A 22,431-nucleotide genomic window follows, 5' to 3' on the forward strand; every position below is an offset into this window, starting at 1 on the left:
CACATTTGCAAAATATTGTGGCAAATATTAAGAGTGTTTTAACTTGGATTTAGTAAGAATTATGTGCTTTTTAGGCAAAAAATACTTGGAGGTTTTTATGACTTTTGTGCAGAATTTTGACCCATTGGGTAATATTTTTTTAAGTGCGGTGGTGGCGTTTATCCCTATTTTATGCTTTTTGCTGTGCTTACTTGTGTTAAAGATGAAGGGTTATATCGCTGGATTTATGACGGTGATTGTGGCGACTTTGGTGGCACTTTTTGCGTATAAAATGCCTTTTTCGCTAATCGGGGCGAGCTTCGTGCAGGGCTTTGCAAATGGTATGTGGCCTATTGCGTGGATTATCATCGCGGCGATTTTCCTTTACAAGCTGTCTATCAAAAGTGGCAGTTTTGAGGTGATAAAAGAAAGTGTGATGACAATCACGCCCGACCACAGAATCCAAGTGATTTTGATTGGATTTTGCTTTGGCTCGTTTTTAGAGGGGGCGATAGGATTTGGCGGACCTGTGGCAATTACTGCGGCGTTGCTAGTGGGGCTAGGGCTAAAACCACTTTATGCAGCGGGACTTTGTCTAATCGCAAATACCGCGCCTGTGGCGTTTGGTGCGGTTGGGATACCAATTATTGCGATGGCAAATTTAGTAGGCGTAGAGCAACACGAAGTTTCCGCAATGGTAGGGCGAATGCTCGTGCCTTTGAGCTTAACTGTGCCGTTTTTTATCGTATTTTTGATGGATGGCATTAAGGGCGTGAAAGAGACTTTCCCTGCGATTTTGGTGGCGGCAGTTAGCTTTACCGCTACGCAGTTTTTAAGCTCAAACTTTCTTGGCGCAGAGCTGCCTGATATCGTTTCGGCGGTGGTTTCACTTGCCTGCACCACGATATTTTTAAAATTTTGGAAGGTTAAAAATGTATTCCGCCTTGATGATGTCAAAGACTTCTCATCGCATAAGCAATTAAGCATTGGCGTGGTGTTTAAGGCGTGGCTGCCTTTTATCTTGCTAATCATCTGCATTGTGATTTGGACGCAGCCGTGGTTTAAGGCGTTGTTTGCAAAAGGGGCGGCGTTAGATTACAGCAAGGTTCAGCTTGTATTTTCAAATATTGGCAATAATATCGTAGATAGCACGGGCAAGGCGATGGGGCTGTCGCTTGATATTAGCTTCATCGGGCTTCAAGCGGGGACTGCGATTTTGGTGGCGGCGTTGCTTACGATTGTATTTTTGCGTATCAAATCAAATATCGTAGAAGAGGCACTTGGCGATACGCTTAAAGAAATGGCGATTCCTTGTATCACTATCGGGCTTGTCGTGGCGTTTGCCTTTATTGCGAAAAATAGCGGTATGAGCGGGACACTAGGGACTGCATTTGCGGAGACAGGCAGTGCGTTTGCGTTTTTTAGCCCGATTATCGGGTGGATTGGCGTTTTCTTAACGGGGAGCGACACAAGCGCGAACTTGCTCTTTGGTCCATTGCAACAAGTCACGGCAAACGCGCTTGGCGTGAAAGAAGCGTTATTTTTGGCGGCAAACTCAGTAGGTGGCGTTGTAGGCAAAATGATAAGCCCACAAAGCATCGCGATTGCGTGTGCGGCGGTGGGGCTTGTAGGGCGCGAGAGTGAGCTATTTAAATTCACATTTAAATATTCAGTCGCATTTGCCATAATCATCGGCATTTGGACGGCAATCATCGCCTTTATGTTGCCGGGCATTATCCCTGATGTGGTGCAAGTAGCGAAATAAATAGTTGCGAAATAAATAGTTGCAAAGTAATTTCTTATAAACTTTTGGGGGATTTTGAAATGGGGATTTTGAAATCGCCCCCAAAGTGCTAGATTCTGCGAATTTCTTGCGAATCGCAGAATCTACTTCAAATCAAGGCAATCAAAGGGCTAGAAAATCGCGTGCGATGATTTAAGAATCCCTTGAATTTGCTGAATCTGCTTTTAATCATCTGCTTTAAAATCATTGTTTTTATAAATGCCTAAAAATTTAGCGATAAAATACACAAAGGCAAACGCCACAAGAATCGCAGGGATTGTGATATAAGAAATCCCTGCAAAATTCATCAAAATCCCACGCGAAATCGCCGATAAAAACAGCGCGACAAAACTAATGCGCGTCAAAAGTGAAAAAATAAAGATTTGATTAGCCGTATGGCGCAGTGAAGCGACATTGAAAATAAATAGCACAAATCCCAATATCACAAAAATATTTAAAAAGTGCATAGTAGGGCTAATATAAGCATTTGCAAAATACGCTATGCCAAGCGCGATATAACTTGCGCTAAATCCTAAAAATAGCGCGTAAAGTATGAGCGTGTAATGTGTAGTAAAAAAAATGCGATAATGCCATTGTGATAAGCGCGACATAAGGCTAAATCCCACGCCAAGCGATAAAAATGCGTTTAGATTCGCGCTTTTGTCCCATAGAGTTGCTATAATTAGCGCGAAAACCAAAAAGCAAGAGATGTTTTTCAAAGCAACATTTGGGATAAACATTAGCGAATCGCTATTTGGCAGTGATTTTATGGCTTCATTGCCTAGCACAAGGCTTACGCGAAAGCTAACTATTAGCGTGGCAAGGGCGCAAAGATGGATAAACGCATAAGTGAATCGCGTTTCACGCATAAAAATTTGTACCACACTTAATGCAAAAAGCCCCAAAAGAGCAAATATTAAAATAAGATTCGCCGTGTTTTTTGCCTTTATAATCCACCAAAGCGCGACTAAAAATAGCACAAACCAAAACGCGCTCATTATCGCATAGCCAAGCGATTCATCTATAAACGCACAGCCCAAAAACGCAATCCACAAAATCACAAACGAAACTATACTAAAAGGCTTTCTATTGACTTCTATTTCACACCAAATAGGAAGCGCAGTTAGCAAAAATCCAGCAAATGCTGCGCCCAAAAAACTCTGCAAAAATATAAATTTATGCAACGCCACAAAATCACCCAAATTAAATGCCAAAACCACACTTGCGATAATGGCAAAAACCGCGCTATTTAGGAAAAAAATCCGCAATGGATATGCAAAAAAATTACTCAAAGTAAATCCTATTGTTGAAATGTGTTTTTAATGTCTCGTTGATAAAATTTTCATTACGCAAATTCTGCGCTACGCCCAAATGAATGACTTTTTCAACCTCCATAAATCGTGGCTTTAAAAAATAAATTTCATCGCTAATAAGGCAAGATTCAAGCGCATCGTGGGTTACAAGCAAGGCAGAGTGATTGTGATTTTGCACTCTATCAAGCAATTTTTCTATCAAAATCCTTTTTACCTGCGAATCAAGCCCCGAAAACGGCTCATCTAGCAACAATAAAGGCGCATTATATGCCAAAGCACGGACAAATGCCACTCGCGCTCTCATTCCGCCACTTAATTCGCTTGGATATTTTAGCGCGTCTTTTTTGCTTAAAAATAACAGCGCAAATTGCTCCAAAATCCACGCATAATCTGGCGAATCCATCACAACCGCGACATTTTCAAGTGCGTTTAGATTTTCAAACAATGAATGCTCTTGGAAAACAAACGCATTTTTTGCTGAATCTATAATGCCACTCTCACTCTCCAAAATCCCAGCCACACAACGAAGTAGCGTAGATTTGCCACAGCCACTTGCGCCAAAAAGTGTGAAAATTTTGCCCTTTGGCAAATGCAAATTAAAATCCTTAATAATGTCGCTTTGTGCGATTTGGTAGCGCAAATTTTGAATTGTCAGCATAATTATTTCTCCAACCACGGAAGCAAAGTGATTTTTAGCGATTTTATGACAAGCGATTCAAAGAGCAAAATTAGCGCGACTAATATCAAAACAAATGCTAAAATTTGCGTGGTGTCAAGGAAATTTCGCGCATCGTTGATTTTTGCACCTACACCATTACTTGCGCCTAAAAGCTCTGCCATTATGATGATTTTTATCCCCATTGCAAAGACTACGCTTAAATTGCTTAGTAAAAATGGCATAGTTGAAGGCAGATAAAAAACTTTAAAGCGTTTAAATAAACCAAAATTATACGCTTTGCAAACTTCGCTAAGGCGCGAATCTAACTTCATCACGCTTACAAAACTCGCCCCAAAACTTAAAGGCAAAATTGTGATAAAACAAGTAAAAACAACACTTAAATTCCCCACGCCAAACCAAAATAATGCCAAAACTACCCACACAATGGGCGCGATTCCTTGCAAAATATCTACGATTGGTTTGATAAAAAGCGCGAAACTTTTGAAATTTGCCGCCACTGCGCCCAAAATGACACCACACAAAAATCCCGCAAGGATTGAGCTTAACGCCCTTTGCAAACTCAAAAGCAATTCACTATTTTCGCTAAATATCAAATGATATGCGCGAATCAAAGATTCAAGCGCACTTGGCAAAATGATAGGATTTGTGAAATGCGCTACAAACTCCCACAAACCCATAAAAAAGCAAATAATCCCAAGCGTGTTAAACGCGCCAAAAAAATGCTCACTTAGATTTGGCAAAATGCCTCTTTTTAATTTTACTCCGTCCTCTAAAATCATAGATTCGCTCCATTAAAATGTGATAGATTCACACAATGTGTGTCGAATCTAAAATGCGTTTAAAAATCACAAAAAGAAACTTTTAACAGGCATTTTTCCGCCCAAAAACTGCGGATTTAGCTCAAAAATGATTTCATAAAATTTCATCAAATCATCTGCCACTTCACTTGCTTTTAGTGCAACCATATTGGCATAAGGAATGGATAGTTTTATCGCTGCTTCGGGTGCTGGGAGATATTTTGCACCTAATTTTGCCGCGCTGTCTTTGTTTGAATCTATCCATTTCACAGCATTTTGCAAATCGCTATGCAACGATTCAAAAAACGCCTTATTTGCTTCATAAAACGCACCATTTACAATCAACCCCGCTTGTGGAATCTTTAACCCAAATGCTTGAAACCACTGCTCTTGTATAGAAATCTGCCTATAAACGCTAATGCCATTTTTCTTTGCCATTAGCGTTAGCGCAGACGCAAGTGGCTCTTGGGATAAAACAGCGTCAAATTCATCTTTGGCGATGAAAAGTTGCGCTGCTTGTGGTGGATTTGCCGCGTAAGTTATATGAATCTTACTCATATCAACGCCCATTTTCTTGCAAAGCGCGGTTAGCACGATGTCTGGAATGTCATTTTTAAAAGGCACGATGATTTTTTTGCCCTCCAAATCTTTTAGATTTTTTATGCCCTCATCGCGTGTAAAAATGTAGTTTAGTCCGCTTGTTAGCACATTTAGCAATTTTACATCAAAGCCTTGATTTGCTAAATTTATGCCGACATTTGAAGGCGCGGCACTTAACACCCAATCACCACTTGCAAAGCCCACACGAAGCGCATCTACGCTATTCCAAATTTTCAGCTTTAAATCTTTTTGCTTTCGCGCTTCGCCTCTGTGCGTAACTACCGCAAGACTTAATGCAATTAGCGCAGGTGCGCCCCAAATCGTTAGCGATTCAGCCCCAAATGCAAGATTTGGCATTGCCAAACTCGCCATTGTCGCCAATCCTAATTTTCCGCTTTTACCCAAAAATTCTCGTCTATTTATTGCTGTCATTTTTTATCCTTTCATTTAAAAATTTAAAAATTGCCGTGGATACTTATATAAAATGTCCGCCCCGGCGCATTTACAATACTAGTAGGGCTTAGCGATTCCACGTGCGATGCACTTATAAATTCGCTATATCCCTTATCCAACACATTATCTACGCCAAGTCGAATCCCTAGCTTATCCATTATGCTAAATCCAGCGTATAAATCAAGCACGACAAATCCACTTTTTGGCGTATCAACGCCTAAAATAGTATCATATCTATTTTGCTTTGCCACGCCACGAAATCCTGCGCCAATATTGTATTTTCCAAAAGGCGCGTAATCCTCATAGTCAAAATTTAACTGCGCTTCAAATGGGCGAATCTGATATAACGCCCTTTTGTCGCTTAGATTTTGCCCATAGGCATACCAAAGATTTAGCTTTATGCCAAAAAGTCCCAAAAAATTATACGCAAAATTTGCATTCGCACTTAACAAAAACGCATCGACATTGCGCGAAATTATGTGCTGATTGTAGCCTGTTTGCGAAGCGGGAGCATTTGTGAATCTATCATAGATTATAAAGCGATTCGCATAATCCGCCACAACGCTAAATCCAAATTTAAAGGCATTTTCATCAAAGCGCGATTCCATATAATTGATATATGAATCACTTGCGATTTCCGCGCTTAATTTCGCTCGATTGCGCCGCTCTGGTTTTAGAAATGGATTGCTAACCCACGCTTGGGCGTGAGCATTTTGTCCGGGCGGATTCACCGCCACGAATCGCTCATCATTGCTTGGGATTCGCTCTAATGTAGAAATATTTATCGTGTAAAGTTGCGAATCGCTTGGCATTATGTCATAGTTGAAACTCGCACTCACAGCGTGGGATTGAATCAACCCATCCACACGCTTACCATAATGCGCAAACCACATATTATTTGCGGTGATTTGCCCGTTGTTGCCATTTTGTGTGCCGACTACGACATTTTTGTCCTTTAAATCCGCAATGTTATAATCATAGTGAATCCCAAGTGCAATTTTATTAAGCGAATCAGGCGTCAAAGTCAGCGTATCAAACGCGCTAATTTGATTTACAAAGGCATTTGGGATTCGGTAGCCATTGTGATTAAACGCGCCATAATTTTGAGAGGCGAATCGCTTTGCAGTGTGGCTATCTAGCGTGTAGATTAACCCAAATGAATTATGCAAAAATTTGGATTCGCCACTTTTGGATTCACCTTTGGCATTTGAATCAACGCTAGATTCGCCACCTTTATAATCATAAATCGCGCTAAAATCAAATATATGCCTATCAACTTCCATTTTCATTCGCGCTGTGCCGTTATTTTTTCGTAAGTCAAAGTTATTTGCCCTGCGCGAGACATTGCGATAAAACGCGCCTAAATTCATCGTATTGCTTAAATCATCTTTGCCCAAACGATAATCGATTTTCCCCACGAATCGCGTGGTATCCACAGGGTCCATTTGATAATGTGGCTGTTTATCATCGGCGATATTATCATAGATAAATGTCGCTTTTAGCTCATTAAACGCATTTGGCACTGCACCCAAAACCACACTTGCGCCCTTGCGCTTGTATCCAAAATCCACTTTGTCCCCATAGCCATCTGTGTAGGGATTTGCGTAAGAATAATGCGCCACCAAATTGCCATAGACTTGCGAATCGCGGAATTTTGCCAAAAGGCTTGTGTAATTTGAGCGTCCAAAAAATCCACTTGCAAAATGAAATGGATTCATCGCGTTATCTAGCGTGTTTGTAACGCTATGATAAAAATTGCGTTGCGAGTTATCAAACTGATTTTCTAGCTTTGATGAAAGCGCGTTTTGCGGCGTTATAAGTGGCGGAGGTGAGAATTGCACCAAAGGTTTGACTTGATTTGGACTTGCCAAATCATCTGCCATCAAATTGCCATAAACGGCGCAAAATGCGCTTAAAATCGGTATTGAAAATATATTTTTCTGTCTCATATTGAAATCCTTTGTAATAATCGTTTTTAAAATAAAAGCGAAATTCTATCCATATTTTTTTACAAAAAACATTAACTTATGTTAATTTTTAAAAATTTTTTGCGAAAATTTTGTGAAATGCTTTGTGGTGCGGAAAAATATGGCTTTGTATAATTTTTCCACCAAATTTCGCTTTTTAAAATGAAAATTCGCTATAATCGCAAATTATTTTTTGCAAAAAAGGACATTTATGAAAATCGTAGTCATTCAAGGACCAAATCTAAATATGCTAGGACACCGCGACCCGCGACTTTATGGCGATATGAAATTAGAGCAGATTCACGCCAATATGGAGGCACTTGCAAAGCAAAATAACTTTGAAATCGAGTTTTTTCAAAGCAATTTTGAGGGCGAGATTGTAGATAAGATTCAAGAGTGTATCGGCACGGCGGAGGGCATTCTAATCAATCCTGCGGCGTATTCGCACACTTCTATTGCAATCGCTGATGCAATCGCGCTTGTGGGGATTCCTGTCGTTGAGGTGCATTTAAGCAACATTTTGGCGCGAGAGGATTTTCGCAAAAAATCGCTCACAGGCGCGATGTGTGCGGGAGTTATCGCTGGATTTGGACCATTTGGCTACCATATCGGGCTACTCTCCGTTATGCAAATCATCACAGAAATCACGCAACTAAAAAAGCAAAATGAAGCCAAAAAATAGCGAGCAAATCGCAGAATCTAGGGTGGATTTATGAGTGAATCAAAGAGTGAATCAAAGCTAATTTGCGATAATTTTTATCCATTTTCGATTTGTCATATTGAGCGAAGCGAAATATCTCATAGAGATTCTTCGCTTCGCTTCGCTTCGCTCAGAATGACAAAAGAAAACGATAGAATGGCAAAAAAAAGCGATAGCACAATGGCAAAGACAGAAACCAATCGCGCAATAAAAAAACCCGCTAAAACACTCCCAAACACCACAATCATCGCACTTGGGGCGAATCTAAAAAATCCGCTCCGCACTTTTAGGGCATTTTTTCACAAACTCACGCAAAACGCAAAAATTCACATTTTGCAAACTTCGCCCATTTACAAAAATCCGCCCTTTGGCTACGCAAATCAGCCATTTTTTTACAATGCCACAATGCTACTTGCGACAAGTATGTGCCTAATGGAGTTTTATGCGTTTATCTTTTATATGGAGCGAAATTACGGGCGTGGGCGGATTCGCGCCTTTAAAAACGCCCCGCGCACACTTGATATTGACATAATTTTCTTTAATGATATTTTTATGCGAAGCACAAAGCTAAATATCCCGCACACGCAGTGGCAAAATCGCGCTAGTGTGCTAATCCCGCTATTTTATCAAGCAAATTACAAAGGGTTCTAAATGCAAGATGTGCAACTTTTCACCTACACCGCGCCCACTTACAAGGAAGCGATGGAGCTAGTCAAGCAAAAGCACGGCGATGACGCGATTGTCGTAAATTCGCGTGAGCTGAAAAAAAAGACGCTTTTGGAAAATGGATTGTATGAGATTGTCATAGTCGATGAAAAACCAAAGGAAATCGCAGAATCTGCGACAGATTCTACGCAAAATAGCATTCAAAATCGCCTTGATAAAATCGCGCAAAAAGAGTTAGAAAAAAGGCGCAGTGAGAAGCTTGCCCGCGAGATGGAGATAAATGCCAAAATTTCAAGCGCGGTAAAGGAAATTAGCAATATTATTCAGCCAAATTCGCCCCTAAAACCTCGACAAATCGCAGAATCTACCGCAGAATCTACCGAAAACAAGGCAGATTCTGCGTATAATCCCGTTTTCAAAACGCGCGAGATGATTGCCAAAATGAGCGCAAATGAGCTAAAAGAGCTGAAATACATTAAATCATCCATCGAAAAGTTAGATGACAAAATGAAGCTTTTGCAAAGTATGTTTTGGAATGATGTGGGCGTGCGAGCAAATGCAAATGCCGTCCCGCAAGAGTTTGCAGAGATTTATCGCATTTGCAAAAATAGCGGTATGAAAAATGAGCATTTAGAAGAGCTAATGCAGCTCTCACAAGAAAATATGCCCCTTTCAATGCGGGAAAACTCCACCACAATAAAGCGATTTTTCCGCGAGGTGCTTCGCAAACTCATCCCTTGTCGCACGGAAAATATCGATATGAAAAAAAAGCGCATTGTAATGCTCGTAGGTCCCACAGGCGTGGGTAAAACGACTACCATTGCCAAACTCGCCACACATTACAGCATTAAGCATAAATATAAAGTCGGGTTGATTACGCTTGATTGCTATCGCATTGGCGCGTTTGAGCAGCTTGCATTTTATGCGAAGAGATTAAAGGTGTCAATCGACAAAGTAAGCGATACGGCGGAGTTTGAGCGGAGTTTGGATGATTTGAAATACTGCGATTACATTTTGATTGATACGCTTGGAAGTTCGCAAAATGACAAGCAAAAGTTAGATATTTTGCGCCGTTTTGCGAGTAATGGATATGGCATTGATGTGAATTTGGTGCTATCGGCAAATACGAAGTTTGAGGATTTGCGCGATATTTATGGGGCATTTAGCATTCTAAATATCGATACAATCATTTGGACGAAGCTAGATGAGAGCAAGGGCTTTGGCAATATTTTTTCGCTCATTTACGACACGAAAAAACCGCTTAGTTACCTAACTTTCGGGCAGGGTGTGCCGGATGATATTATGGTGGCGAAAAATGACTATTTGGCAGACTGCATAATAAATGGCTTTCAAAAACCCGCTCGTGACGCGATTATACGATGATAGAAAATCAAGCAGCAGGATTAGATAGACTATTAGCGCAAAACGCAGAATCTCGCACGAAAATCGCAGAATCTCCGCTAGATTCTGCGAATCGCCTGCAAATTATCGCCATAACTTCGGGCAAGGGTGGCGTGGGGAAATCCACAATCAGCGCGAATTTAGCATACACACTTTGCGAGATGGGATATAAAGTCGGCGTTTTTGACGCGGATATTGGGTTAGCGAATTTAGATGTGATTTTTGGTGTAAAAGTCGAAAAAAATCTGCTTGATGTTTTGCAGGGCAGGGCGAAGTTAGATGATATCATCATCCAAATCAAGCATAATTTATTGCTAATCCCCGGGCACACGGGCGAAGAGATTTTTGATTACAATGAAAGCATTGTGGAGAATTTGCAAAGCGAAGTGCTAAATGATTTGGATTTTTTACTGCTTGATACGGGCGCGGGGATAAATGAGGGGGTGCAGAGATTTTTAGAGATTAGCGAACATTTGATTGTGATAACGCAGCCCGACCCTTCGTCTATGACGGATTCTTACGCCTCAATCAAAGTCGCCTCAAAGCACAAAAAGAAAATTTTTGTGATTATAAATAGCGCGAAATCGCTAAAAGAAGCGGACAATATTTTTGGGCGCATTCAAAGCGTGGCGGGGGCGAATATCCCGCATTTGGAGTTAGAAATGCTAGGGCGCATTCAAACAAGCGATTTAATCACGCAGTGCAATCGCGCTCGCAAACTCTTTGCCAAAGTGTTCCCGCAGTCTCCGCCAAGTGCGAGTATTCAAACCATCGCGCAGAATCTTTTGCAAAACATATCGCAGAATCTAGCGGAACAAAATATGCTTTTAAATGAAAATAGATTTAGTAGATTTTTGCGAAATTTGCTGTATCGATTTTAGCGAGATTCTGCGAATTTGCGCCTTGCAGTGGGCAGATTCTGCGAATTTGCGCCAAAAAGCGAGATTTTTAGATTCTGCGATTCTGCGAATTTTGTGTAAAATCGCAGAATCTAGCGCAATCGCAGAATCTAGTGGCAAAATCTAAAAAGGGATGGATTTGAAAGCGGATAATTATATTAGTTTTAGCGTGGTGGTGGGATTTTTCATCGGGTTAATTATTTCGGTGATAAAATTTAGTGCCCCTGAACTAATCGTCCTTTGGACGCTGATTTGCACCATTGTGATTTATCTAATCGCGCTTTTGGTGGTGAGCTTTTATATGAAATTTACGGATTATGAGAGTAAAAAAATCAACATTAAGATTTTGGACTCGCGATTGGATTTTTATACAAATGAATTCGATAGGCGCGAGAGTGAAGCACGAAATATTCGCAAATATTTAAAGCATAATTTAAGCGCGATAAATGAGGATTAAAATGCAAAATAACATTGAAAAATACACCGCCGAGCTAAAACATTCACAAGATTTCCTAATGCTTCAATATATGCCTGCACTCCGCGCGATGGCGTTTCGATTGCGTGAGCGATTGCCAAGCTCTATTGACATAAATGACTTAATATCAATTGGCACGGAGGAAATGATAAAATTAGCAAGGCGATATGATAGCTCCATAAATGACAGCTTTTGGGGCTATGCAAAAATGCGCGTTTATGGCTCAATGTTAGATTATTTACGCGAATTAGACATAGTCTCTCGTTCATCACGCAAACTAATCAAATCCATAGACAAAGAAGTCTCCAAATATTTCAACGAAAATGAAGAAGAGCCCACCGATGAATATTTAGCCGAAGTTTTGGGCGAAGATGTCAAAAAAATCAAAGAGGCGCGAATCGCCTCTGATATTTACAGCGTAATCCCAATCGATGAGCAGTATAATGCCATAATTGCGGATAATGTAGTCGAAAATGTCCAAAAAGATGAATTAGTTGGCATAATCCAAAATATTTTAAGCACACTAGGCAAAAGAGAGCAGATGATAATCCAAATGTATTATTTTGATGAATTATCTTTGGGCGAGATTAGCGAGATTCTGCATATTACAAGCTCACGCATTTCGCAAATCCACAAAGAAGTGATTAAAAAAATCCGCAATCGTTTAGGGGATATCGATGGCTGATATTTTAAGCCAAGAGGAAATTGACGCCCTACTTGAAGTTGTGGAGGATGATAGCAAGGATGAGAGGGATTTTACAAATGAGATTTTACATAAAAAGCAAGTAACGCTTTATGACTTTAAACGCCCAAATCGCGTTAGCAAAGAGCAACTTCGTGCGTTTCGTGGGATTCACGATAAGATGGCGCGGAATCTTAGTTCGCAGATTTCGGCGATTATGCGCTCTATCGTGGAGATTCAGCTTCACTCTGTCGACCAAATGACTTATGGCGAATTTTTAATGAGTTTGCCAAGCCCGACAAGTTTTAATATTTTCTCTATGCGCCCATTAGATGGCAGTGGCGTTTTGGAGATAAACCCTAGCATTGCCTTCCCTATGATTGATAGGCTTTTGGGTGGCAATGGTGAGCCTTATGAAGTCAATAGAGAATTTAGCGACATTGAGTTGAGCTTAATTGATACGATTTTGCGCTATGTGATGAGCAATCTAAAAGAAGCGTGGAGTTCGATTACAGAGATTTACCCTGCTGTTGATGCAAAAGAGAGTTCGCCTAGCGTTATTCAAATCGTAGCGCAAAATGAAATTGTCATTATGGTTGTTATGGAAATCACAATCGGGCATAGTAGCGGAATGATGAATATTTGCTATCCTGTGATTTCGCTTGAATCGGTGCTATCACGCCTTGCAAGCAGAGATTTAATGCTTAGCGAGACAAACTCCAAAAAATCCCGCAACAAAGAATTGCAAGTGCTAATCGGTGGCGCATTAGTCAATGTATCGGCAATGCTTGGCTCTGCGCGTTTGAGTTTGGAGGAAGTGTTAGAATTGCAAGTAGGCGATACGATTCGCCTAGACCGCGTGGCAGATGATACCATTATCGTAAATATCGATGAGAGAGACAAATATATCGCAGAAATTGGATTGCAACGATATAGAAAAACTATAAAAATAAAAGATATAATAGAAACCGAAAAAGACAAAGTCAAAGAAGTGCTAGAAATGTTAGAAAACAACCGCAAACACCGCGTAGAAAATCTCCGCGCAGATGAAGAGGAAGTGTGAAAATGACGGATTTTTTGAATCTTATTAAGGGCGAGTGTATCTCAACGATTGAAGGGCTCACAGGGCGCAGGGCGGATATTGGCGAAGGCGTAGTCGGCGGGATTTCATCGCTAAATATTACGCCACCCTTTGCCAAAATCACCCTTGAAGCAAATAGCCAAAAGCTACTTTTCATCGCGCCAAATGCGCTGTGCGTGGCGTTAGCGGACTTAATGCTTGGCGGAGAGATGGTAGATTCTGCGATTGGCGATATTCAAGTATCAAATGATGATTTGGACGCGACAAAAGAGATTGTGGCAAATATTTTTAGCGCACTCTCCACCGCACTCAAAGCGCAAAAGTCGCTCCCACCGCTTGATTTTAAAGTCACAAATGCCGAGATTTTGCAAGGCAATATGCGTTTTGGCGGATTTGAAAAAGGGTGCGAATTTGCCTTCAATCTCGCGCAGTTGCACTCAAACTTTGTGATTTTATTTAATAGCGAGCTTGAAAATGCGATACTTGGCAAAGCAGAATCTACCCCAAAACCGCCAAAAGATTTGGCAAATAGCGGAGATTCTGCGATTTTAGGTAGTGCGCAATCGCGAAATATCGCAATGCTGCTTGATGTCAAAATGCAAGTGCGAGTGCGAATCGGACAAAAGAAAATGCTTTTAAAAGATGTCATTTCGATGGATATTGGTAGCGTGATTGAGCTAAATCAACTTGCAAACGACCCGCTTGATATTTTAGTCGATGATAAAGTCATCGCAAAAGGCGAAGTTGTGATAATCGATGGCAACTTTGGCGTCCAAATCACCGAAATCGGCACAAAAAAAGAGCGATTGGAGCAGTTAAAAGGGTAGGGCGACTTGCCGTTCCTTGCGGGATTCTGCGAGATTTGATTTGAATTTTTTGCATTAGATTCTACGAAAATCGCAGAATCTAGCGCATTTGCAGATAAAATCGCTAAAATTTATAAGTATATCCCAAGCTTATCCACCCGCCAAGTCCATAGCGGAAGCTGAAATCCACTTGATGATGGATATCGTAAAAATAATGCAACCCTAAATTAAACTCATATCCCGGCGAGAATGAAAGAGTGTTTCCAATAAGAAAGTTCAAATTCACACCCACAGGGGCGATATGCCAACCAAGCGTATGCGAATCGATATTCAAAAAGTCCCAAACGAAATGTGGCGCAACGCCAATGCCTACCAAATGCGCACTAGCGCCACCAAAAGCATATCCCGAATAGTCCAAATGCCCCACCAAGCGAAGTCCTAAATGAAAATATGGTTTATCCAAAAAATACCATTGATATCCGCCAACCGCGCCAATGCTCCACCCCGGCGCAAATCCTAACTCCGCACCGACAAATCCGCCCGTTTTTTGCTCTTTTGTCGTGTGCCACTCTTTTGCATTCGCCTGTGAAAATAGCGCACCACAAAGCAAAATCGCCACTAAAACCTTGCCAAAATTCTTTCTTGCCATTTTAAAATCCTTTGAAGTGAAATTTATAAAAGCGACACTCTACGCCCCCCCCCCTTAAAGTTTGCTTAAAAATGGAAAATTTTACAAGAAAAGTTAAGATTATGTGTAGATTTGTAATATTTTGCGTAAAAATGTGTAAAAAATAGTTTAGATTCTGCGTTATATTTCGTTATTGTGAGATTCTGCGAGATTTTCGTGCGAGATTCTGCGATTCGCAGAATCTAATTATAGATTGCCACGATTTTGCTTCGCAAATGCAGGGCTTGCAAACAAGTCTTGCAATGACAAATTTATCAGATTCTGCCTATCACTTAACCTTACAAAAATCCCTTATCGCTTCGATTTTGTCTGTTTTTTCCCAGCTAAATTCGCTTAGTTCGCGTCCAAAGTGTCCATACGCTGCGGTTTTGCGATAGATTGGGCGGAGCAAGTCAAGCGATTCGATTATGCCTTTTGGCGTTAGGCGAAAGGTGTTTTTCACGCATTCAGTCAGCACAGAATCTTCCACTTTGCCCGTGCCTTGCGTATCTACCAAAATCGATACAGGCTCTACCACGCCGATAGCGTAGGCTAGCTGCACCACCGCTTTGTCGCACACGCCACTTGCCACGAGATTTTTCGCCACATAGCGAGCCGCATACGCCGCGCTTCTATCGACTTTGCTAGGGTCTTTACCACTAAACGCACCGCCTCCGTGCGGACAGCTCCCGCCGTAAGTATCCACGATGATTTTGCGCCCTGTGAGCCCCGCATCACCCTGCGGTCCGCCGATGACAAATTTGCCTGTGGGATTGACAAAGTAGCGGATATTATCGCTTAGATATTCCTTTGGTAGGACTTTTTGGACGATTTCTGCTATCACGGCGTCTTTTAGGTGGCTTTGCGCTGTTTCTGGGCTATGTTGTGTAGAGATTACAATCGTATCAATCGCCTTTGGAACGCCATTTTCATAGCGCACGGTTACTTGGGATTTGCCATCAGGGCGCAAAAATGGCAAAGTGCCGTCTTTGCGCTTGGCTGCTAAGCCCTCTGTCAAGCGATGAGAGAGCCAAATAGGCAGTGGCATAAGGCTAGGCGTCTCCCTGCACGCATAGCCAAACATAAGCCCTTGGTCGCCTGCACCGATTTCGCCATCTTCTCTATCTACGCCTTGATTGATGTCAGGGCTTTGCTCACCTATGCCATTTAGCACCGCGCAGGACTTGTAGTCAAAGCCATATAGCGCGTCTGTGTAGCCGATGTCTTGCACTACTTCGCGCGCGATGTCTTGCATAGGCGCGTAAATGCTCGTCTTTAGCTCGCCAGCGATGACGCAAAAGCCATTGCTAAGTAGCGTTTCACACGCCACACGCGCACTTTTATCGCGCGCGATTATGTAGTCTAGCACTGCATCGCTGATTTGGTCAGCCATTTTGTCTGGGTGTCCTTCGGTTACGGATTCGCTTGTAAAGAGAAAAGATTTCATTAAATTCACCTCGTATTTGAAATTTTAAAAAAAATATGGGCGAAATTGTAGCACAAAAACTTAAAATTACATTATGTTTTTAAGATTTTTCGATAAAAAATATTAGATTCTGCGAGTAGATTCTGCGATTTTTGTAGATTATAACTCAAATTTTACTTCAAAATATTTTGGCGTTTTGTGGTATGAAATCTCGCCATTATGCGCATTTGCAATCTCTTTGCAAAGTGCTAGTCCAAGTCCATTTCCCTTGCTTTTTGTGCTTTTGAAGGGGATAAATAAATTTGCCAAATCACTCGCCTCATCGCCATTATCATAAATCCGCAGAATCTGCGCTCCCTGCGCGAAAAACTCCACTTTTATAATGCCAGATTCTGCGATTTCGCTATCCTCAATCACATCGATGGCATTTGAGATTAGATTCTGCACTAAAACATTCAGCAGTTCGCCATCGCAGACGATAGATTCTGCGCGAATATCGTAAAAAAAGTCGATTTTTTTGCCATAATCAATGTATTTTATCGCGCCCTCCACGCTTTGGCGGATTATATCGCTTGAATGCACGCACTTTGTGGATTTTACACCCTTGCTAATCATCAAAGTCGCGCGGATTAGTCGCTCCACCTGCCAAATCGCCCGTTTCATCTGCAATAAGCAAAGTTTGCTTTTGGCGTCAAAATTTTCATTTAGCAGACTTGAAATCATTAGATTTATCGCGCCTACGGGGTTTCGTATCTCGTGCGCTAGGTGCGCGGAAATCTGCCCCATCGAGGCAAGTCGCTCTTTTTGCTTTTCATTTGTGATATTTGTGGCGGTGATGATGGTTTTGGCGTTTTTGGTGGTTTTGTGCATCAAATAGTTTTCATTTTCAAACAGCACTTCACATTCGCTAAAATCACTCGGGCAAATCTCTAAAATGCTGTGCAGTGCCCTTGCGTGCGAGTTATGATAAAAAAAAGTGCCATCGGCATTTAGCACCCAAATGGGCGTAGGAATCGCCTCTAATATGAGATTATAAATCGCGATTTGCTCGCTATACTCGCGCTCGGCGATATTTATCTGCTCGATAATCGCCTCCAAAATCCGTAGCGCAGAATCTCGCTCGCTGCTCGTGCTATACTCGCTAATGATTTGCTTTAAGACCTCATCTAGCGTCTCCATCGCGCTATTTGCCTTTTTGCAAATCTTTCAAATACGAAAAAAGCAAGTTGCTATATCCAAAGTCCCCGCTCACCGCATTTGCAATGCTATCTTTATACATTGACTCATAAATCGCGCTGCCTGCTTCTTTGGGATAGAGCGGATTATCCATTTTTAGCGCAGAATCTAGCATAAATTTTAAGATTAACGCCTCAAATGCGTCCGTTTGCTCTTTTAATTTGGCGTCATCTGCGGAGTTTATCTGCGGGATTTCTTGCGTGTAAAATGCGCGTGTGTGAAGTGAATTTGATGAAATTTGCATTTGTCGCTCCAAATTTTGTGAATTTAAAAAATCGTGTGAATTTTAAAAATTTCGTGAATTTAAAGGCAAAGGTAGCAAAAAATATTCCGTATAATATTTCGCTTGGGGACGAGATTCTGCGAAAATTTGGAGTTAGATTCTGCGAAATTTGGAGTTAGATTCTGCGTTTTTCGTGGCGAGATTCTGCAAACAAACTTCCCCCTCCCTTGCGGAGGGGGGTTAGGGGGTGGGTTATATTTGGTGGCAGATTCTGCGAAATTTGGATTTTTTATTTTAGATTCTGCGATTTTCGTGCGATTCGCAGAATCTCACACGAAGCGCAGAATCTAGCGCATTTTTTCGTCATTGCGAGAAGTCGCACTTTGGGCGACTTCGTGGCAATCTATATTATTTAAGATTCTGCATTTTTTATTTGATTTGCATAATTGCCCTCCAAATTGTCATTCTTGGCGAATGAAATGAGCGAAGAATCTCTTTTTAGATTCTGCGAAATTTGGCGAGATTTTGCAAATTTTATAAAACGCAGAATCTAGTGCGCGAAAATCATAAACATTGCAGATTCTGCGATAAAAAGAGGAAAAACGCAGAATCTAAATGTGGATTTACAAACTTTGGAATGTTTTGGAGTTTCATTCGTGGCCGGGAGAGAGGGATTCGAACCCCCGGAGGTGTTACCCTCAACGGTTTTCAAGACCGCCGCTTTCAACCACTCAGCCATCTCCCGCACTATCGCGCTTTAAAATGCGTCCAAATTATCACAAGATTCACACTCAAAAACAGCGCGTAAAAGTGAATTTTTGGAGGCGACACCCAGATTCGAACTGGGGAATCAGGGCTTTGCAGGCCCACGCCTTACCACTTGGCTATGTCGCCACAAAATCGTGGTGCTCGAAGCCGGACTTGAACCGGCACGGATGCAATATCCGAGGGATTTTAAGTCCCTTGTGTCTACCAATTCCACCACCCGAGCTTTGATTTCGCATTTTAAAAAAATGATGATTTGATATTTGTTTAATTTTGGAGCGGGAAACGGGTTTCGAACCCGCGGCCTCGACCTTGGCAAGGTCGCGCTCTACCACTGAGCTATTCCCGCAAAATTTGAAATTTTCAAATAAAAAGCGAAATTCTACCTAAAAAAATTAGATATTGCAATAATTTTTTAAATTTTTATCTCTAACTTTTTTGAAACGCATTGATTTAAAAAAATATTCATTAGCGTTTGATAAGACACGCCCTGCTTGTTTGCCATATTTTTAAAATAATCAATCGTATCCACATTTAGATTGATTGAAATCTGCTTTTTTCGCGCTTTTTTTGCTGTGCTATTTTGCGTAGAAATCGCCTCAAAATACGGATTTGGCGTTGATTTAGAAAAGTTATATTCTTTTTTCATAGACATAATTATATTAAATTTACTTTAATTTCGCGCTTTATAACTCTCATACACCGCTTTTATCCCACATTTTAGGCTGATTTGCGGGGCGAATCCTAAATTTTGTAGCTTTGAAATATCTAGTAATTTTTGCTTTGTCCCATCTGGTTTGCTTTTGTCAAAGGCAAGTTCCCCGCTAAAACCGATGATTTTTTTAATAATCTCTGCCAAATCACGAATGCTTATATCCGAGCCCGAACCGATATTTATGTGCGTATTGCGAATCTCTTTGCCACTTTTTTCGCACTCTCGCGCCAAATCGCTAAAATCCACGCTCTCCATCAAAAACACACACGCCCTAGCCATATCTTCGCTGTGGAGAAACTCACGGCGCACATTGCCACTGCCCCAAATATTCACGCGCTCCGCACTTATGCCATATTCACGCAAGATTGCTTTATAATCTGCGCCAAGATTCGCCTTTACTCGCGCTATTTCGCCACTCTCCAAGCACTTTGCCAAAAAGATTTTGCGAATTAGCGCGGGGAGGACGTGCGAATTTTGCAAGTCAAAATTGTCATTTTCGCCATAGAGATTTGTCGGCATCACAGCGATAAAATTGCAACCATATTGAAGCGCAAAGGATTCGGCGAGCTTCAACCCCGCGATTTTGGCAATCGCATAGGGTTCATTTGTGTATTCTAACTCGCTTGTAAGCAAGGCAGATTCGCCAATCGGCTGGGGCGCGTTACGCGGATAAATGCACGATGAGCCCAAAAATAGCAGTTTTTTCACGCCGAATCGATGCGCGTTAAAAATGACATTGTTTTGAATCGCCAAATTTTCATAGATAAAATCCGCGCGATATGTGCTATTTGCAAGAATCCCGCCCACTTTTGCCGCACAAAGAAAGATGATTTCAATATTTTGCGCTTTGAAAAACGCCTCAACCGCGCTAAAATCACGCAAATCTAACTTGCTTTTGTCCGCTGTGATGAGATTTTTGTAACCACGACTTTGCAATTCTCTCACAATCGCACTGCCAACAAGCCCCTTATGCCCAGCTATAAAAATCGCAGAATCTGCCTTCATTTCGCCCCCTTTTTTAAAAAAATTCGCGCAATTATATAAAAATTCACATTTTTTTCACAAAAAAATAGTTTAATGGCGTTTAAAATTTAGCGAAAGAAAGGATTTAGGATGAAAATTTTTAGCAGTATGTTAGTGAGCTTTATCGCGGGAAGTGCGCTGTTTGCGGCGGATTTTGGCAGTAATATTAAAGAGGCGTTGAAAAGTGACGCAGATTCTGCGAGGCAAACCATTAGCGAGGGCGTAGGAAACGCCGAGCAAAAAGGCAAAAAGTCCATCAAAAAAGGCGCGGATAAAGCCAAAGGCGCAGTCCAAAAGGGCAAAGACAAAGTTAAAAAAGGCGCAGATAAGCTTGAAAAAGGCACGGCAAAGGCAAAAAGCGCAACTAGCAAAGGCGTAAAAGACGGCAAAGCAAAAATCCAAAAAGGCGCGCAAAAAGGCGAAAGCGCGATTAAAAGCGGCAAAAAAGCACTCAAAGATGGCAAAAACTCACTTAAAGATGGTGTAGGGAAAACCAAAAATGCGATTGACAAAGGTATCAAAAAAGGCGCGAACAAAGCCACAGACGCGCTTCAAAAAGGGATAGAAAAAGGCGTAGAAAAATTAGGGGACGAATGATTAAAATTAGATTTGCGTGGTAAGTAAATCGCAGAATCTCGCACGAAAATTTTATAAAATCGCAGAATCTAGCGTGGATTTTTGTCATTGCGAGAATTTGCAAATTCGCAGAATCTTATGAAAACAACGCAGATTCTGCGAATTTGGATTGCCACACTCGATTCACTCGCTCGCAATGACGAAATGGGGGTAGATTCTGCGAATTTCATAATTTCTCAGAAACTTACAATGACGATATTTTTTTAGATTCTGCGTTAGATTCTGCGAAATCGCAGAATCTAATAATAATTCCACGCGAATCTAAAATATAATTTTAAGGATTCGCGTATTTAACCTCCAAAATCTCAAATCCTATGCTATTGTCATCGTTAAGTTGTGCGCGGTAGGCTATAAACTCATAAAATGGTTCATCTTGTGGATTGGGCGATATTGCCTCCAATTCCGCTTCGCAAACAATCTCTTTATTTGCGTTTGATAGAGATTTAACATTCACAATATTGAATTTATATTGATTGATAATAAAATCCTCTGCATTATAGTTTTGAAAATCGGGCTTTTGTTTTAGTCTCGCTATCTCTTGTTCCTTATGTGTTTTTACAAGATGATTTAGCAACGCACTATCATCGCATCGGGGCATTTGTGTGGGTTGCGTTTGCTTTGCAGGTTGCGTGGTTTGGGTGGGTGGTAATTTGGCTTTATTGCTTTCTTTAAACTTATTTTTTATAAATCCTGCGGATACACCTATAAGCAAGGCAACTATGACTATTATAATAGTGTTTTTGCCTTGCCAAAAGTCAAAATCACCCGATTGCACCTTGCTGTGCTCTGGCATTGCTTTGGCTTTGGCTTTGGCTTGTGGATTTGCCAAAACTTCCTTTACGCGCTTACCTATTTCATCATATATTTCTGATAGCCCTTCTGCACGAAGTCCCGAGCCTTTAAGCTCTGCTACACATATCTTTTTCTTGTGCCATTTTGGCACTTTATCCATACCGCTATCCCAAAACATTTGTTGATTATCACACAAACTGCTGACATCCCACGAATCTAAATTTTGATTAAAATTAAAATCTTTGTGAAACATTTGCGTCATAAACTCCACGCTAGAAGTATCCCAACTATCAAGTGGGTGATTAAAGTCCGCTTCGTAAAACATACGATACATACTTATAACATTTGAAGTATTCCACTTATTTAAAGGCTGATTAAAAATTGAAGCCATAAACATAGCAGTCATATCTACCACTTTTGAAGTATCCCAAGAGTTTATATCGTGATTAAATTGTTCATTAGCAAAAAACATACAACTCATATTTGCAACATTTGAAGTATCCCACTTCTCTATGTCATCATAATCACGCCTTTCGCTCATAGAAAAAAGACTATCCATATCCGTGATATTGCTAGTATCAATATCTCCTAGATATATGCTCTCATCTTGCACTAGCCTTTTTAACTCATCTTTTGTCTTTGGTGTGTATTTAGCCATTTTTTACTC

Annotated in this window: 26 protein-coding genes and 4 tRNA genes; 14 read left to right on the top strand and 16 right to left on the bottom strand. The window is 41.0% G+C overall.

Features of this window, described 5'->3' with window-relative positions:
* Positions 1-97 precede the first annotated feature (97 nt).
* Positions 98-1,744 (top strand): lactate permease LctP family transporter, encoded by a 1,647-nt coding sequence (locus ACWIUD_RS09015; protein WP_454136704.1) that lies wholly within the window; start codon positions 98-100, stop codon positions 1,742-1,744.
* A 203-nt stretch (positions 1,745-1,947) separates the two neighbouring features.
* Here ACWIUD_RS09015 and ACWIUD_RS09020 read toward each other — a convergent pair whose 3' ends face one another.
* The 5 genes from ACWIUD_RS09020 to ACWIUD_RS09040 form a co-directional block, all read right to left on the bottom strand.
* Positions 1,948-3,054, bottom strand: a complete 1,107-nt coding sequence (locus ACWIUD_RS09020) for an NnrS family protein (RefSeq protein ID WP_454148607.1) — start codon at positions 3,052-3,054, stop codon at positions 1,948-1,950.
* Positions 3,047-3,733 carry an ATP-binding cassette domain-containing protein gene (locus ACWIUD_RS09025; protein WP_454148608.1) on the bottom strand — a complete coding sequence of 229 codons (687 nt, stop codon included), beginning with the start codon at positions 3,731-3,733 and terminating at the stop codon, positions 3,047-3,049. Before ACWIUD_RS09025 ends, ACWIUD_RS09020 begins: the two co-directional genes overlap by 8 nt.
* A gap of 2 nt (positions 3,734-3,735) precedes the next feature.
* Complete coding sequence (locus ACWIUD_RS09030; protein ID WP_454136701.1) at positions 3,736-4,533, bottom strand: ABC transporter permease; 798 nt, start codon at positions 4,531-4,533, stop codon at positions 3,736-3,738.
* A 66-nt stretch (positions 4,534-4,599) separates the two neighbouring features.
* Positions 4,600-5,583, bottom strand: a complete 984-nt coding sequence (locus ACWIUD_RS09035) for an ABC transporter substrate-binding protein (RefSeq protein WP_454148609.1) — start codon at positions 5,581-5,583, stop codon at positions 4,600-4,602.
* A gap of 23 nt (positions 5,584-5,606) precedes the next feature.
* Positions 5,607-7,553, bottom strand: coding sequence for a TonB-dependent receptor domain-containing protein (locus tag ACWIUD_RS09040; protein WP_454148610.1), 1,947 nt, complete (start codon positions 7,551-7,553; stop codon positions 5,607-5,609).
* Between the two features lie 229 nt (positions 7,554-7,782).
* Here ACWIUD_RS09040 and aroQ point away from each other — a divergent pair, with 229 nt between their 5' ends.
* Genes aroQ through fliY form a run of 9 tightly spaced genes read left to right on the top strand, consistent with a single transcriptional unit; the run spans position 7,783 to position 14,302 of the window.
* On the top strand, positions 7,783-8,253 hold the full coding sequence (gene aroQ / locus ACWIUD_RS09045) for a type II 3-dehydroquinate dehydratase (protein ID WP_454136698.1): 471 nt from the start codon (positions 7,783-7,785) through the stop codon (positions 8,251-8,253).
* Between the two features lie 30 nt (positions 8,254-8,283).
* Positions 8,284-8,922 carry a 2-amino-4-hydroxy-6-hydroxymethyldihydropteridine diphosphokinase gene (folK, locus tag ACWIUD_RS09050; RefSeq protein WP_454148611.1) on the top strand — a complete coding sequence of 213 codons (639 nt, stop codon included), beginning with the start codon at positions 8,284-8,286 and terminating at the stop codon, positions 8,920-8,922.
* Entirely contained in the window at positions 8,923-10,320 is a 1,398-nt protein-coding gene (gene flhF, locus ACWIUD_RS09055; RefSeq protein ID WP_454136697.1) for a flagellar biosynthesis protein FlhF, read from the top strand.
* Positions 10,317-11,219 (top strand): P-loop NTPase, encoded by a 903-nt coding sequence (locus tag ACWIUD_RS09060; RefSeq protein ID WP_454148612.1) that lies wholly within the window; start codon positions 10,317-10,319, stop codon positions 11,217-11,219. The genes flhF and ACWIUD_RS09060 overlap by 4 nt, the downstream gene beginning before the upstream one ends.
* Entirely contained in the window at positions 11,170-11,364 is a 195-nt protein-coding gene (locus tag ACWIUD_RS09065; RefSeq protein ID WP_454148613.1) for a hypothetical protein, read from the top strand. The genes ACWIUD_RS09060 and ACWIUD_RS09065 overlap by 50 nt, the downstream gene beginning before the upstream one ends.
* Before the next feature lie 12 nt (positions 11,365-11,376).
* On the top strand, positions 11,377-11,694 hold the full coding sequence (locus ACWIUD_RS09070) for a hypothetical protein (RefSeq protein ID WP_454148614.1): 318 nt from the start codon (positions 11,377-11,379) through the stop codon (positions 11,692-11,694).
* A 1-nt stretch (position 11,695) separates the two neighbouring features.
* Positions 11,696-12,397, top strand: a complete 702-nt coding sequence (locus ACWIUD_RS09075; protein WP_454148615.1) for an RNA polymerase sigma factor FliA — start codon at positions 11,696-11,698, stop codon at positions 12,395-12,397.
* Positions 12,390-13,457, top strand: a complete 1,068-nt coding sequence (gene fliM / locus ACWIUD_RS09080) for a flagellar motor switch protein FliM (RefSeq protein WP_454148616.1) — start codon at positions 12,390-12,392, stop codon at positions 13,455-13,457. The genes ACWIUD_RS09075 and fliM overlap by 8 nt, the downstream gene beginning before the upstream one ends.
* Positions 13,458-13,459: 2 nt before the next feature.
* On the top strand, positions 13,460-14,302 hold the full coding sequence (fliY, locus tag ACWIUD_RS09085; RefSeq protein ID WP_454148617.1) for a flagellar motor switch protein FliY: 843 nt from the start codon (positions 13,460-13,462) through the stop codon (positions 14,300-14,302).
* Between the two features lie 103 nt (positions 14,303-14,405).
* On the opposite strand, the gene ACWIUD_RS09090 is transcribed toward fliY, so the two are convergent.
* From ACWIUD_RS09090 to ACWIUD_RS09105, 4 genes are all read right to left on the bottom strand, one after another.
* Positions 14,406-14,930: a hypothetical protein gene (locus tag ACWIUD_RS09090; protein WP_454148618.1), complete on the bottom strand. Its 525-nt coding sequence runs from the start codon at positions 14,928-14,930 to the stop codon at positions 14,406-14,408.
* A gap of 307 nt (positions 14,931-15,237) precedes the next feature.
* Positions 15,238-16,395, bottom strand: coding sequence for a methionine adenosyltransferase (gene metK, locus ACWIUD_RS09095; protein ID WP_454148619.1), 1,158 nt, complete (start codon positions 16,393-16,395; stop codon positions 15,238-15,240).
* Between the two features lie 138 nt (positions 16,396-16,533).
* On the bottom strand, positions 16,534-17,553 hold the full coding sequence (locus ACWIUD_RS09100; protein ID WP_454148620.1) for a sensor histidine kinase: 1,020 nt from the start codon (positions 17,551-17,553) through the stop codon (positions 16,534-16,536).
* 4 nt (positions 17,554-17,557) lie between these two features.
* Positions 17,558-17,854, bottom strand: a complete 297-nt coding sequence (locus ACWIUD_RS09105; RefSeq protein WP_454148621.1) for a hypothetical protein — start codon at positions 17,852-17,854, stop codon at positions 17,558-17,560.
* On the opposite strand from ACWIUD_RS09105, the gene ACWIUD_RS09110 reads away from it, so the two are divergent.
* Positions 17,842-18,012: a hypothetical protein gene (locus ACWIUD_RS09110; protein WP_454148622.1), complete on the top strand. Its 171-nt coding sequence runs from the start codon at positions 17,842-17,844 to the stop codon at positions 18,010-18,012. The two genes, ACWIUD_RS09105 and ACWIUD_RS09110, sit on opposite strands and share 13 nt — an antisense overlap.
* Complete coding sequence (locus ACWIUD_RS09115; RefSeq protein WP_454148623.1) at positions 17,981-18,184, top strand: hypothetical protein; 204 nt, start codon at positions 17,981-17,983, stop codon at positions 18,182-18,184. The genes ACWIUD_RS09110 and ACWIUD_RS09115 overlap by 32 nt, the downstream gene beginning before the upstream one ends.
* Positions 18,185-18,490: 306 nt before the next feature.
* Here the strand turns inward: ACWIUD_RS09115 and ACWIUD_RS09120 are convergent.
* The 6 genes from ACWIUD_RS09120 to ACWIUD_RS09145 form a co-directional block, all read right to left on the bottom strand.
* A tRNA-Ser gene (locus tag ACWIUD_RS09120) sits at positions 18,491-18,578 on the bottom strand.
* Positions 18,579-18,652: 74 nt separating this feature from the next.
* Positions 18,653-18,727 (bottom strand) — tRNA-Cys (locus ACWIUD_RS09125).
* Between the two features lie 9 nt (positions 18,728-18,736).
* Positions 18,737-18,824, bottom strand: a tRNA-Leu gene (locus tag ACWIUD_RS09130).
* A 48-nt stretch (positions 18,825-18,872) separates the two neighbouring features.
* Positions 18,873-18,947 (bottom strand) — tRNA-Gly (locus ACWIUD_RS09135).
* Between the two features lie 66 nt (positions 18,948-19,013).
* On the bottom strand, positions 19,014-19,247 hold the full coding sequence (locus ACWIUD_RS09140) for a BrnA antitoxin family protein (protein WP_454136683.1): 234 nt from the start codon (positions 19,245-19,247) through the stop codon (positions 19,014-19,016).
* Between the two features lie 24 nt (positions 19,248-19,271).
* Positions 19,272-20,318, bottom strand: coding sequence for a GDP-L-fucose synthase family protein (locus ACWIUD_RS09145; RefSeq protein WP_454148624.1), 1,047 nt, complete (start codon positions 20,316-20,318; stop codon positions 19,272-19,274).
* A 108-nt stretch (positions 20,319-20,426) separates the two neighbouring features.
* Here ACWIUD_RS09145 and ACWIUD_RS09150 point away from each other — a divergent pair, with 108 nt between their 5' ends.
* A complete protein-coding gene (locus ACWIUD_RS09150; protein ID WP_454148625.1) occupies positions 20,427-20,933 on the top strand; it encodes a hypothetical protein in 507 nt (168 codons plus the stop codon).
* An 87-nt stretch (positions 20,934-21,020) separates the two neighbouring features.
* Positions 21,021-21,179 (top strand): hypothetical protein, encoded by a 159-nt coding sequence (locus ACWIUD_RS09155; protein ID WP_454148626.1) that lies wholly within the window; start codon positions 21,021-21,023, stop codon positions 21,177-21,179.
* Positions 21,180-21,246: 67 nt separating this feature from the next.
* Here the strand turns inward: ACWIUD_RS09155 and ACWIUD_RS09160 are convergent, their stop codons facing one another.
* A complete protein-coding gene (locus ACWIUD_RS09160) occupies positions 21,247-22,422 on the bottom strand; it encodes a BspA family leucine-rich repeat surface protein (protein WP_454148627.1) in 1,176 nt (391 codons plus the stop codon).
* Positions 22,423-22,431 lie beyond the last annotated feature (9 nt).

Source organism: Helicobacter sp. 23-1044 (genome assembly GCF_053654695.1).